Raw genomic sequence first — 14171 nt, forward strand, 5'->3', positions numbered from 1 at the left:
CTTCGCCATCGCGCTGCGCGGCACCGGCGGCAACGACGGCCCCTTCTACTCCGTGGACAGCAAGGGCGAGAAGCCGCAGTTCAGCTGGAACGAGGCCGACGTACTGAACTGGAACACCAAGAAGCCGTACGACTTCTGACGCCCACCTCACGTGGTCGACGACGACCCTCGGTCTCACGTCGTCCGGCAGGCCGCCGCGGAAGCATTCCGGCGGCGGCCTGTTCGTGATGCGGTCCTCCGCATCGACGCCGAAGATCACTCCCGGCGCGACCACGGTGCGGCACCGATGGGGTGCTGCGCCGTGGCGGCCGGCGCCGGCCGTCGGCCTCACGTGCTGCGAGACCTCCGACACTTACGGTGAGGGGTCGTACAGTGGGAGGACGAACCGTCCGTATCCCACGCCACCCGTACCCTTCGCACCCCCGCACCGGAGCACGTCATGCACCACCCGTCCGCCGCCTCGGACGATGGCTCGGGCGCGCTGTTCGGGCTTGACGCGATCGGTGCCGGGCCTGCGGAGGTCCGCGACGGACCGTCCTTCCGGGACTCCGCCGCGGCCCGGCGGCTGCTGCCGGTGCGGGAGATCCACGCCGAGCCCGCGGCGGCCGCCTCGCCGCGCGGCCGGCAGATCATCGCCCGGTTCCCCGAGGCGCGGGTGATCACCGTGGACTCGCACTGGCGCATCCCCGGCCTGCACGGCAACGAGGGCAACGTCGAGCGCTGGGTCCGCGTCAAGGGGGAGACCCTGGTCCTGGGCGAGAAGAAGACGCTCGCCGTCCGCCCCAACGGCCGGTCGGCGGACTGGATCGCGCCGGGTACCTCCAACGGCTGCGCCATGGCCTGCGCCTACTGCTACGTGCCCCGGCGCAAGGGGTACGCCAATCCCATCACCGTCTTCACCAACAGCGACCGGATCATCGCCCACCTCGCCCGGCACATCGCACGGCAGGGGCCCAAGACCGAGCCGAACCAGTGCGACGACGAGTCCTGGGTGTACGACATCGGAGAGAACGGCGACTGCTCGGTGGACGCCCTGATCTGCGACAACACCGCGGACCTCGTGCACGCCTTCCGGCAGTGGCGCACCGCGAAGGCATCGTTCGCCACCAAGTTCGTCAACCCCGATCTGCTCGCTCTGGACCCGCGGGGCCGGACCCGGATCCGCTTCTCCCTGATGCCGCCGGACGACTCCCGGCTGCTGGACGTGCGCACCTCGCCCGTCGCCGAGCGCATCCGCGCCGCCGCGGACTTCCTGGACGCCGGCTACGAGGTGCACTTCAATCTCTCGCCCGTGGTGATCCGCCCCGGCTGGCAGGACGCCTGGGCCGACCTGCTGAGCCATCTCGACGACGTGCTGCCGGCGCGGGTGAAGCGGCAGGCCGCCGCCGAGGTGATCATGCTCACCCACAACCGGGAGCTGCACGAGGTCAATCTCGGCTGGCACCCGCGTGCCGAGGACGTCCTCTGGCGGCCGGAACTCCAGCAGGCCAAGCGCTCCGAGAACGGCGCGGTCAACGTCCGCTACCGCAACCCGGTCAAGGCCGGGGCGGTGGACGCGCTCCGCACCCTGGTCCGCCGCCACGCCCCCTGGCTGCGCGTCCGCTACGCCTTCTGAGCGTGCCCCGCCGGGCCGAGGGGCGGGCCAAGGGCGCACCCCGGCCGGTGCGCCTTCCGCGGCTCCCGATCCGACGCGGGCCGTGGGCACGGCAGCCGTCCGAGGCCCGGGGAGCGGCCGGCCGACGCCGCAGCCGGCCCGCCCGCCGCCTCGGTCCCCGCGAGCGGTGGCCGGCGTCGCCGGCTGCCCGAAGCGTCCGCTCCGCCCCGGTCGTCCGAAGATCCGCACCGGCGGTGCACGCCGCCCGGTGGGCGCGCCGGAGGCACCCCCGGCCGGGCCCCGCGGCACCCCTGGCGGCTTAAGCGATCTTGCTTATACTGCGCCGGATGCTCCGTGAGGCGCCAGAGGTGTGACACAGGACGAGCGAAGTCAAGGGGGAAACGCCCGTGAGTGGTGCCCGAACGGCCGGTCCGCCGGTGGCCAATCCGCTGTACGCCCTGCTGGACCCCGCGGTCCGGCCCGACCCGCACCCGGTGCTGGCGGGCATCCGCGAGGCCGGCCCGCTGCGGGTGGACGACGGCCTGGTGATCGTCGGGGACTACCGCGGCTGCCTCCAGGTGATGCGCGACTCGGCCATGGGAAGTGACACCCTGGGCTCACCGCGGCTGCGCGGCGTGCTCCCGGCCGGTGGCACCCAGCAGGTCCTGGAGTCGATCTTCTTCATGGACCCGCCGGACCACGGCCGCCAACGCCGGCTGATCTCCAAGGCGTTCACACCGCGCATCACCTCCCGGTACGAACCGTGGATCGGACGGATCCTCGACGGCCTGTTCGCCGAGTTCGAGGGCCGGGACACCTTCGACGGGGTCGCCGACTTCGCCAACCGGCTCTCCCTGGGCACCATCTGCGAGCTGATGGAGATCCCGCCCGGTGACGCCGCGATGCTGAAGGAGTGGTCGGACGAGCTGGCGCTGGCCACCGAGGTGCCCACCCTGGTGGCCGCCTTCGGCAGCTCGGAGATGTTCTCCACCGAGGAACTGGCGGGCTTCGGCAGCACCTCCGTCGCGATACACGCCTACTTCGCCGACCTGATCCACAAGCGGCGCAGGAGCCCGGGCGAGGACCTGATTTCAAGCCTGATCCACACCGAGGACGAAGGGCGGACCCTGGCCCGGCACGAGGTGACCAATGTGCTCCTCAACCTCTTCGCCGCGGCCCACGAATCGGTCACCAACCTCATCACCAACGGCATTCTGGCGCTGTCCCGCAACCCCGCGCAGGCGGCCCTGCTGCGCCGCGACCCCTCGATCGCCCCGCTGCTGGTGGAGGAGGTCCTGCGGTACGACGCGCCGGTCCAGCTGACCGCTCGGGTGGCGCTGGCCCCCACCCGGGTCGGCGACCTGGACATCGAACCGGGCACCGTCGTCATCCTGCTGCTGGCCGCGGGGAACCGGGACGAGGCGGAGTTCCCCGGCGCCGACCGGTTCCTGGCGGACCGGCGGACGAAGGGCATCGGGCTCGCCTTCGGCGCCGGGCCGCACTTCTGCATCGGAGCCAGTCTGGCCAGGCTGGAGGCGGCCATGGCCTTCCGCTCCCTCACCGAGCGGTTCGACGACTTCTCGGTGGACGAGGAATCGCTGGCCTACCGTCCGCACGTGGTCGTCCGAGGGCTGCGAACCATGACGGTGCGCTTCCGCCGCTGACCGGACCCGACCGCTCGCCCGTCCCCCGACCGCCAACGTGCCGTCCGCCCCACCGCGTCTGGAGACCCCGTGCCGACCGAAGACGACAAGATCCGCCAGTATCTGAAGAAGGTGACGGCCGATCTGCTGCGCACCCGGGAGCGGTTGCAGGAGGCCGAGCGGCGCCACGACGAACCCGTGGCCGTCATCGGGATGGGATGCCGGTTCCCCGGCGGAGTGGGCTCCGCCGAGGAGTTGTGGGAGCTGGTCGCACGGGACGGCGACGCGATATCGGCGTTCCCCGAGGACCGGCACTGGGACGTCGAGCGGCTGTACGACCCCGACCCGGAGGCCGGCCGGTCGGGCCGGTCCTACGTGCGGGAAGGGGGCTTCCTGACGGGCGCGGGCGACTTCGACGCCGGGTTCTTCGGCATCTCGCCGCGCGAGGCGCTGGTGATGGACCCGCAGCAGCGGGTGCTCCTGGAGGTCGCCTGGGAGACGCTGGAGGAGGCCGGGATCGACCCGGAGTCGCTGCGGGACAGCGCCACCGGGGTCTTCGTCGGCGCGTCCGGCCACGACTACGAGACGCTGTGGAAGGCGTCCGGGGAGTACTCGCCCCACGGCATCACCGGGAACAGCGCCAGTGTCATCTCCGGCCGGCTGTCCTACTGCTTCGGTTTCGAAGGGCCCGCGGTCACCATCGACACCGCCTGCTCCTCCTCCCTGGTGGCGCTCCACCTGGCCGCCGGGGCCCTGCGCACCGGCGAGTGCTCACTGGCCCTGGCCGGCGGGGTGACGGTGATGGGCACCCCCGCCACGTTCGTGGAGTTCTGCGGTCAGGGCGTGACGTCCCCCCAGGCCCGGTCCAGGTCGTTCGCGGCCGGGGCGGACGGCGCCATCTGGGCGGAGGGCGCGGGGCTGCTGCTGCTGGAGCGACTGTCGGACGCGCACCGCAACGGGCACCGGGTCCTCGCGGTGCTCAAGGGCACGGCGGTCAACCAGGACGGCACCAGCAACGGCCTGTCGGCACCCAACGGCGCCGCGCAGCGGCGGGTGATCCGGGCCGCGCTGGCCGATGCCGGGCTCTCGCCGCGCGACGTCGACGTCGTGGAGGGGCACGGCACCGGTACGCCGCTGGGGGATCCGATCGAGGGCGACGCGCTGGTCGCGACCTACGGTCAGGACCGGCTGCCGGGGCGGCCGTTGCGGCTGGGCTCGCTGAAGTCGAACATCGGCCACACCCAGGCCGCGGCCGGAGTGGCCGGCGCCATCAAAATGATCATGGCGATGCGTCATGGCCTGCTGCCCCGGACCCTCCATGTCGACGCGCCGACCCCCAAGGTCGACTGGGGAGCCGGCGCGGTCAGCCTGCTCACCGAACCGGCGCCGTGGCCCCGGGCCGGCGGGCCCCGCCGGGCCGGGGTCTCGTCGTTCGGCATCAGCGGGACGAACGCCCACGTCATCCTGGAGGAACCGCCCGCCGGGCCGGCGCCCGCCGGGCGGTTCGAAGGCCACGGGACGGAGGCCGCGGGGGAGCCGGGACGGCCCGCCCCGGCGCTGCCCGGCACCACCGCCCCGCCGCTGCTGCCCTGGCTGGTCTCCGGCCGGACCGAGCGCGCCCTGCGGGCCCAGGCGGCACGCCTGTCGGCGCGTGTCGGCGAAGGACGGGACACGCCCGGGGAGCCGGACGCCGCGGACCTGGCCCACGCGCTGGCCACCACCCGGACCGCCTTCCGCCACCGCGCGGTGGTCCTGGGGGAGGACCGGACCGCCTTGGCGCGCGGGCTGCGCCGGCTCGCCGAGGGGGCACCGGACGCCCGGGTGGTGGAGGGCGTGGCCGGGGCGGGGTCCCTGGGCATGCTCTTCCCCGGCCAGGGCTCGCAGCGGCTGGGGATGGGCCGTCGGCTGGCCGCCGCCCACCCGGTGTTCGCGGACGCCTTCGACGAGGTCTGCCAGGAGCTCGACCGGCACCTGGAACGACCGCTGCGGGAGGTGCTGTTCGCCCCGGACGGCTCCGAGGCGGCGCGCCTGCTGGACCGTACCGACTTCACCCAGGCCGGGCTGTTCGCCCTGGAGGTCGCGCTGTTCCGCCTGTTCCGGTCATGGGGGGTGCGACCGAGGATCCTGCTGGGACACTCCATCGGCGAGATCTCCGCCGCCCACGTGGCCGGGGTGTGGACACTGCCCGAGGCCGCCCGGCTGGTGGCGGCCCGAGGGCAGCTGATGCGGGCGCTGCCCGCCACCGGAGCGATGCTGTCGGTCCGCGCCTCCGAGGCCGAGGTCGCCCCCCTGCTGGCCGGCCTCGAGGACCGGATCGCCCTGGCCGCGGTGAACTCCGCCGACTCCGTCGTGGTCTCCGGTGACGCGGCGGAAGTGGACCGGCTGGAGCGGCGGTGGGCGGAGGAGGGCCGCCGTACCAGGCGGCTGACGGTCGGCCACGCCTTCCACTCCCCGCACATGGACCCGATGCTGGCCGGTTTCGCGGAGGTCGTGCGCGGACTGGAGTTCCACGAGCCGCGGATCCCCGTGGTCTCCAACCTCACCGGCTCGGTCGCCTCGACACGCGAGTTGTGCTCCCCGCAGTACTGGGTGGACCACGTACGCCGCACCGTGCGCTTCCACGACGGCCTGCTGACCCTGCGCGGCCGGGACGTCGACGTCCTGCTGGAGCTCGGCCCGGACGGCGTGCTCACGGCGCTGGCCCAGGGCATGGCCGACGGCGGGCCGGTGGCCGTCCCCGCGGTGCGCAAGGACCGCGACGAGGCGGAGGGCGTACTGCTGGCCCTGGGCTCGCTGCACGCCCGGGGGGTGGGCGTGGACTGGGCGGCGGTGCTCCCCCGCCCGCGGCACCGGGCCGCACTGCCCGGCTACGCCTTCCAGCACGAACGCTACTGGCTCGCTCCCCCCGCCGGTGCCGCCGCCGTGGAGTCCGCCGGGCTCGCCCCGGCCGGCCACCCACTGCTCGGCGCGGCGGTGGAGCCGGCCGACGGCGACGGGGTCATCCTCACCGGCCGGCTGTCGCTGCGGGCCCAGCCCTGGCTGGCCGGGCACCAGGTACTGGACACCGTCATCCTGCCCGCCACCGCCTTCGTCGAACTGGCCCTGTGCGCGGGCGACCGGGTCGGCTGCGACCGGGTGGACGAACTCACCCTCCAGGCACCGCTGGTGCTGCCCCCCGAGGGCGGGGTCCGGGTACAGGTCCTGGTGGACGGCCCGGACCCGGCCGGGCGGCGTCCGGTACGGGTGTTCTCCCGCCCCGAGGACACCGGCCACCCGGACCCGGGGCCCTGGCGTCCGCACGCCACCGGCTTCCTGGCGGCGGGCGGACCGGCCCCCGCGCCCGAACCGGGCCCGTGGCCCCCGGCCGGCGCCGAGGAGATCGCCGGCCCCGACGTCTACGACCGGACCGGGTCGAGCTACGCCTACCACGGCGCGTTCCGGGGGCTCCGCACGGTGTGGCGCCGGGCCGCCGGCGACGGCGGCACCGAACTCCTCGCCGAGGTCGCGCTGCCCGCCGAAGCGGCCGGGGAGGCGGCCCGGTACGGCCTGCACCCTGCGCTGCTGGACGCGGCGCTGCACGCGGTGGGCCTGGGCCCCTTCCTGGCGGGCGTGGACGAAGGCGCCGGCAGCATGCCGTTCTCCTGGTCCGGAGTGTCGCTGTACGCCTCGGGCGCCTCGGCGCTGCGGGTCCGGATCGAGGGCGCCGACGGGCGGGTGCGGCTGACCCTGACCGACACCGACGGCGACCCGGTCGCCTCGGTGGAGTCCCTGGCCTGGCGGCCGGTGCCCCGGGAGCGGTCGCAGCTGACGGGGGGCGGCGCCGAGGAGTCGCTGTTCGGACTGGACTGGGTGCCGGCCCCCGCCGCGCCCGCCCCGGCCGCGGACGGCAGCTGGGCGGTGCTCGGCGCCTCCTTCCCCGGCGCGGCGTCCTTCACCGACCTGGGCGCGCTGGCCGCCGCGGTGGACTCCGGACTGCCGGCGCCCGAGGTGGTGCTCCGGCCGGCCGGCCCCGCGGCCGGCGACGATGATGAGCTGCCCGGGCGGGTGCGCGGCGCGCTCGCCGAACTGACCGCCGAGCTCGCCGCCTGGCTGGCCGACGACCGGTTCGCCGCCGCAAGCCTGGTCGTGCTGACCCGCGGCGCGGTGAGCACCTCGCCCGACGGGCCGGACGGGCCGGTCGATCCGGTCGCCGCCGCCCTGTGGGGGATGGCCCGGTCGGCGCAGGCCGAACACCCGGGCCGGGTGCTGCTCGTGGACGGCGACGCCGCCGGCGCCGAACCGGACGCCGTGCGGGCCGCCGTCACCGCCGCACTGGCGACCGGCGAGCCGCAGCTGGCGCTGCGTCCGGACGGCGCGCTGGTGCCCCGGCTGCGCCCGGTGGCGTCCGACCGGCTGCTGCCGGTGCCGGCGGGGGAGCGGGCCTGGCGGCTGGACTCCACGGAACCGGGGACGCTGGACGCGCTCGCGCTCCGGCCCTGCCCGGAGGTACTGGCCGAGCTCGGCCCGGACGAGGTGCGGGTCGAGGTGCGGGCCGCCGGTGTGAACTTCCGGGACGTGCTGATCGCCCTGGGCATGTACCCGGGGCGGGGCGTGCCGGGTGCCGAGGCCGCGGGCGTGGTCCGGGAGGTGGGCACGGCCGTGACCGGGCTGCGCCCCGGCGACCGGGTGCTGGGCGTCTTCACCGGCGCGCTCGGTCCGCTGGCCGTCACCGACGCGAAGCTGGTCGCCCCGCTGCCCGGGGACTGGTCGTTCGCGGCGGGCGCGTCGGTGCCCATCGCCTACCTGACGGCCTGTCACGGACTGCGGGACCTCGCCCGGCTGCGGGCGGGCGAATCCGTGTTGATCCACTCGGGCGCAGGCGGCGTGGGGATCGCGGCGATCCAGCTCGCCCGGCACCTGGGTGCCGAGGTGTTCGCCACCGCGAGCACCGGCAAGTGGGAGACACTGCGGGCGCTCGGGCTGGACGACGCGCACATCGCCTCCTCGCGCACCGTCGAGTTCGAGCGGCACTTCCTGGCCGCCACCGGAGGCCGGGGCGTGGACGTCGTGCTCAACTCGCTCACCGGTGAGTTCCTGGACGCCTCGCTACGCCTGCTCGCGCCGGGCGGCCGGTTCATCGAGATCGGCAAGGCCGACATCCGGGACGCGGAGGACACGGCCGCCCGCCACCGCCACCCGATCAGCTACCAGGCGTTCGACCTGGTCGAGTCGGCGGGGCCGCGGCGTGTCCAGGAGCTGCTGCACGAGCTGTTCGCGCTGTTCCACCAGGGTGCGCTGACCCTGCCCCCGCGCCGCTGCCAGGACATCCGGCGCGCCGGGGAGGCCCTGCGGTACGTCAGCCAGGCACGGCAGATCGGCAAGGTCGTCCTGACGGTACCCCGCGAGCCCGACCCGGAGGGCACGGTGCTGATCACCGGCGGCGCGGGCTGGCTGGGCGGCCTGGTCGCCCGCCACCTGGTGCGGCAGGGTGCGAAGCATCTGGTGCTGATGAGCAGGCGGGGACCGCAGACCCCGGGCGCGGCCGCACTGGCCGCCGAACTCACCGCCGCGGGGGCCCGGGTGACGATCGCGGGCGGCGATGTGGCCGACGGCTGCGACCTGCGGCGGGTGCTGGCCGGCATCCCCGCCGAGCACCCGCTGACCGCGGTGGTCCACGCCGCGGGCGTGCTCTCCGACGGTGTGGTGGGGTCGATCACGGACGAGCAGATCGACACCGTGCTGCGCCCCAAGGTCGACGGTGCCTGGCAGCTCCACCGGCAGACCCGGCACCTGGACCTGGCCGCGTTCGTGTGCTTCTCCTCGGCCGCCGGCGTCTTCGGCGCCGCCGGACAGGGCGCCTACGCCGCTGCCAACTCCTTCCTGGACGCGCTGATGACCCGGCGCCGCGCCGAGGGGCTGCCGGGCACCTCGCTCGCCTGGGGCCTGTGGGAAGCGGGCGAGGACGACACCGCCGGCGGTGGAATGGCCGGGACCCTGGCCTCCGCCGACCGGGCGCGGATGCGGCGCACCGGCGTACTCGGCCTCACCGCCGAACAGGGCCTGGCGCTCTGGGACGCCGCGCGGACCTCGGACCGCGCGCTGCTGGCACCGGTCCGCCTCGACCTGCGCACCGTCGCCGGGCTCGGGGCGGGCGTCCCCGCACTGCTCCGCGACATGGTGCGGACGGCGCCGACGCGGCGCAGCGCCGCAGGGCGGGCGGGCGCGGCACCGGCCGAGTCCCCGGACGCGCTGGCACGGCGGCTGGGCGCGCTGCCCCCGGAGCAGCGGCACCACCGGCTGCTGGATCTGGTGCGCGGACACGTGGCGGCGGTGCTGGGCTACTCCTCGGCCGATGACCTGCCGGCCGACGCCACCTTCCGCGACCTCGGATTCGACTCGCTGACCTCGGTGGAACTGCGCAACCGGATCAACGCCGCGGCGGGCCTGCAACTGTCCGCCACCCTGGTGTTCGACCATCCGACGCCGGTCGCGCTGGCCGAACACCTGGCCACCGAACTCGCCCCCGCCCTCGGAGCGCCCACCACCGAGGAGGCGCTGCCGGAACCCCCGGTATTGGAACGACTGGCCGCGCTGGAGGCCGGCGTGCGGGCGGTGCGCGACGACGCCGAGCTGCGCGGGGCGGTACGGACCAGACTGCGGGCCATGCTGTCGGTCCTCGACGAGGAGCCCGGGTCCCAGGGCACCGGAGCCGAGGGCGCCGACGCGCTGCGGTCGGCGACGGTGGACGAGTTGTACGCCTTCGTGGACCGGGAGTTCGGAAACGGCTAGGTCGGACCGCGCCCCGATCATCCCTGCCCACCCTCTCGCTGGAAACGGTGCCTCAGATGTCGGAAGACCCCAAGCTCGTCGAGTACTTCAAGCGTGTGACCGCCGAGCTCTACGAGACGCGGGAGCGGCTGCGCGCGGCCGAGCGGCGCGCCGACGACCCGGTGGTCGTGGTGGGGATGGGGTGTCGTTTTCCGGGGGGTGTGGATACTCCGGGGCGTTTGTGGGAGGTGTTCGCGGAGGGGCGGGATGTGATCTCGGGGTTTCCGGGGGATCGTGGTTGGCCGGAGGATCTGTACGACGAGGAGTGTGCGGGGCGTCGGGCGAGGCCGGGCAGGAGTGGGGTCCGGCATGGTGGTTTCGTGGAGGGTGCGGCGGAGTTCGATGCCGGGTTCTTCGGGATCAGTCCGCGTGAGGCGTTGGCGATGGATCCGCAGCATCGGGTGTTGTTGGAGGTGGCGTGGCACACGGTGGAGTCGGCGGGGATCGATCCGGTGTCGTTGCGGGGTTCGGCGACGGGTGTGTTCGCGGGGTTGATCCACGGTGACTACACGGCGCGGCCGGAGTCCGTGCCGGAGGATCTGGTGGGTCAGTTGGCGATCGCGAACACGCCGAGTGTGGCGTCCGGGCGTATCGCCTATGTGTTGGGGTTGCACGGGCCGGCGCTGACGGTGGACACGGCGTGTTCGTCGTCGTTGGTGGCGATCCATCTGGCGGTGCGGTCGCTGCGGGACGGGGAGAGCGATCTGGCGCTGGCCGGTGGGGTCACCCTGATGGCCGGACCCACCCGCTTCGTCGAGTTCTCCCAGCAGCAGGCGCTCGCGCCCGACGGCCGCTGCAAGCCCTTCTCCGCCGCCGCCGACGGCACCGCGTGGAGCGAGGGTGCCGGGCTCGTCCTGCTGGAGCGGCTCTCCGACGCCCAACGCAACGGACACCAGGTGCTGGCGGTGATCCGTGGCTCCGCGGTCAACCAGGACGGCGCCTCCAACGGGCTCACCGCCCCCAACGGCCAGGCCCAGCGGCAGCTCATCCACGACGCCCTCGCCGGTGCCGGACTGGACCCCCGGGACATCGACGCGGTGGAGGCGCACGGCACCGGCACCACCCTGGGCGACCCCATCGAAGCCCAGGCGCTGGCCGACACCTACGGGCGGCACCGGGACGCCGGCCGGCCGCTGTGGGTCGGCTCGGCCAAGTCCAACCTCGGGCACACCCAGGCCGCCGCGGGGGTCGCCGGAGTCATCAAGACCATCATGGCCATGCGCCACGGAGTGCTGCCCCCCTCGCTCCACCTCGGCACCCCCACACCGCACGTGGACTGGAACGCCTGCGGACTCGCCCCACTCACCGAGGCGACCGCCTGGCCGCGGACCGGACGGCCGCGCCGGGCCGGGGTCTCCGCGTTCGGCATCAGCGGCACCAACGCCCACCTCATCCTGGAACAGCCCGGCCCCGAGCCCGAGGCCCGCACCGGCGGCACCACCGACCGTGCGCCCCTGGCCACCGACGTCCGCGGCCTTCCCGTCGTCCCCGTCCCGCTCTCCGCTCCCACCCGCCAGGGCCTGGCCGCGCAGGCGAGCGGTCTGCTCGCCCACCTCGCCGAGCATCCCGGCACCGAGCTGCTCCACCTCGCCCACTCCCTCGCCACCACCCGTACCCACCACGCCCACCGTGCCGTCGTCCTCGCCACCGACCACGACCGGCTCACCACCGCCCTCACCCGTCTCACCGACCACACCCCCGACCCGCACACCGTCACCGGCCACACCACCCCCCACACCACCACCGCCTTCCTCTTCCCCGGACAAGGCACCCAGTGGCCGCGGATGGGGGTGCGGCTGCTGGACGGCGAGCCGGCCTTCCGCGACCGCATGGCCGCATGCGAACGCGCTCTCGCCCCGTTCACCGGCTGGTCGCCGATCGCGGTGCTGCGGCAGGAGCCCGACGCCCCGCCACTGGAACGGGTGGACGTGCTGCAGCCGGTCCTGGTGGCGGTGATGATCTCGCTCGCCGCACTGTGGGAGTCGTACGGAGTGGCCCCGGCCGCCGTCGCCGGCCACTCCCAGGGCGAGATCGCCGCCGCCTGTGTGGCCGGAGCACTGAGCCTGCCCGACGCCATGCGGGTCGCCGCGCTGCGCAGCCGCGCCCTGCTGGAGCTGTCCGGCCGGGGCCGGATGGCCTCGGTGGCGCTACCCGAGGACGAGACGCAGCGGCTGCTGGACCGCTGGCGCGGGCGGCTCACCGTCGGCGCGGTGAACGGGCCGCGCTCCACCGTGGTCTCCGGTGCTCCCGACGCGCTGGATGAACTGCTGGCGGAGTGCGCACGGCACGACGTCCAGGCCCGTTCGATCCCGGTCGACTACGCCTCGCACGGGCCGGCGGTGGAGCGGATCCGCGACCGGGTGCTGGAGGCGCTGGCCCCGATCCGGCCCCGACCGCCGGCCCTGCCGATGGTCTCCGGGGCCACCGGCCACTGGATCACACCGGAGGACGGCCTGCCGGACGCCGGGTACTGGTACCGCAGCCTGCGGGAACCGGTCCGCTTCGACCGGTCGGTCCGCGGGCTGCTGGCCGACGGACACCGGCGGCTCATCGAGGTCGGTCCGCACCCGGTGCTGCTGCCCGCGGTGCGCGAGACCATCGACGCCGCCGGGACCGCCGCGTCCGCACTGGGCACGGTGCGGCGCGACGAGGACGGACCGGACCACTTCCGGTACGCGCTGGCCGAGGCGCACGTGCACGGCGCTCCGGTGGACTGGCCCGCGGTGTTCGCGGGCACCGGGGCGCGCCGGGTACCGCTGCCCGGCTATGCCTTCCAGCGGGAGCGCTACTGGCTGGCCCCGCGGCTGCCGGTGATCGGCGACCAGCCGGCAGCCGCTGCCGACGCGGACGGGCCGGCGGCCGCTCCGGCCGGGTCCTTCGACGGAGCGGCCGGGTCGCCCGCCGAGCTGGCGGCCCGGCTGGCGCCGCTGACCGCTCCGGAGCGCCGCCAGACGCTGGTGCGGCTGCTGGCCGGACATGTCGCCGTGGTGCTCAAGTACCCTTCCGCGGACCGGGTGCCGCTCGAGGAAACGTTTCGGGACCTGGGTTTCGAGTCGCTGACCGCCGTGGAGCTGCGCAATCGCATCGTCGCCGGCACGGGCGTGGACGTGACGCTCACCGACGTCCTCAACTACCCGACGGTGACCGACCTCGCGGAGCTGATCGAGGAGCGGCTGCCCGAGGCTCCCGACCAGGCCGGACCCGGGCCCGGCCCCGCCCCGGCCACGCCCGCCGGTGCCGGGACGGCGGACCGCGAACCCGGCGACGGCATCGCGGCTCTGTACCTGCACGGAGTACGCAGCGGCCGCTCCGGGCACGCGATGGGGCTGGTCCGCATGGCCGCCCGGCTGCGCCCCTCCTTCGGCCCCGGGCCGGACGGCCCGACGGCCCCCCTCACCCGGCTGGCGACCGGCGGCCCGGCGCCGGCCCTGGTGTGCACCACCGCGCCGGTGGCACCGCTCACCGAGGCCGGGTACTCCTTCCTCGCCCCGGCGCTGCCCGAGGCCCGGGACGTGTGGGCGCTGCGGCCACCGGGGTTCGCCGCCGGCGAGCCGCTGCCGGACGGCCTGCCGGCCCTGTACGAGGCCCAGCGGCGCGCCGTCGAGGCACAGTTGGGCGCCGACCCGTTCGTCCTCGTGGGGTACTCCTCCGGCGGCTGGATCGCCCACGGCCTCGCCGCCCACCTCGACGCGGTGGGCCGGCCGCCCGCCGCGGTGGTGCTGTTCGACTACTATCCGCCGGTGTCCGACGTGGACGAGGTACGCGCGCGGTTCATGCGGGAGCAGATCCGGTGGCACGAGCGGTCGGCCCCGCTCGACGGGTCGGCCGGCCTGGGGAACCAACTGATCGCCATGGGCGGCTACATGACCCTGTTCGACGGCTGGCGGCCGGGGCCGATCAGCGCGCCGACGCTGCACCTGCGGGCCTCCGAGACGCTGGACGGACTCCCCGGGGAGGTGCCCGGCGACCAGTTCCCGGCGGCACTCGGCCACCGCTCGGTGAGCCTGCCGGGACACCACTTCACCCTGCTGTCGCAGCATGCGGCGGAGTCCGCCAAGGCGTTGCACGACTGGCTCGCCGAAGTCCTGTAGTCCCGGCCGGTCCCCGGTCTTTCCCGGTCCGCAAGT

The 14171-nt window shown here is 74.8% G+C and carries 4 protein-coding genes; all 4 read left to right on the plus strand.

Annotation, left to right across the window (positions count from 1 at the left end):
• Positions 1-439: 439 nt before the first annotated feature.
• The 4 genes from ACH4B3_RS33490 to ACH4B3_RS33505 all read left to right on the plus strand — a co-directional run bounded on the left by ACH4B3_RS33490 (position 440) and on the right by ACH4B3_RS33505 (position 14135).
• Positions 440-1615 carry a spore photoproduct lyase family protein gene (locus ACH4B3_RS33490; protein ID WP_398469437.1) on the plus strand — a complete coding sequence of 392 codons (1176 nt, stop codon included), beginning with the start codon at positions 440-442 and terminating at the stop codon, positions 1613-1615.
• 386 nt (positions 1616-2001) lie between these two features.
• Positions 2002-3258, plus strand: a complete 1257-nt coding sequence (locus ACH4B3_RS33495; RefSeq protein WP_398469439.1) for a cytochrome P450 — start codon at positions 2002-2004, stop codon at positions 3256-3258.
• A gap of 69 nt (positions 3259-3327) precedes the next feature.
• A complete protein-coding gene (locus ACH4B3_RS33500) occupies positions 3328-10005 on the plus strand; it encodes an SDR family NAD(P)-dependent oxidoreductase (RefSeq protein WP_398469441.1) in 6678 nt (2225 codons plus the stop codon).
• Positions 10006-10061: 56 nt separating this feature from the next.
• The gene (locus ACH4B3_RS33505; RefSeq protein ID WP_398469443.1) at positions 10062-14135 is read left to right on the plus strand and encodes a type I polyketide synthase; all 4074 of its coding nucleotides are present in this window, start codon (positions 10062-10064) and stop codon (positions 14133-14135) included.
• The last annotated feature ends 36 nt before the right edge of the window (positions 14136-14171 follow it).

The organism is Streptomyces sp. NPDC018031, assembly GCF_044327625.1.
In the GTDB taxonomy this organism is placed as follows: Bacteria; Actinomycetota; Actinomycetes; order Streptomycetales; family Streptomycetaceae; genus Streptomyces.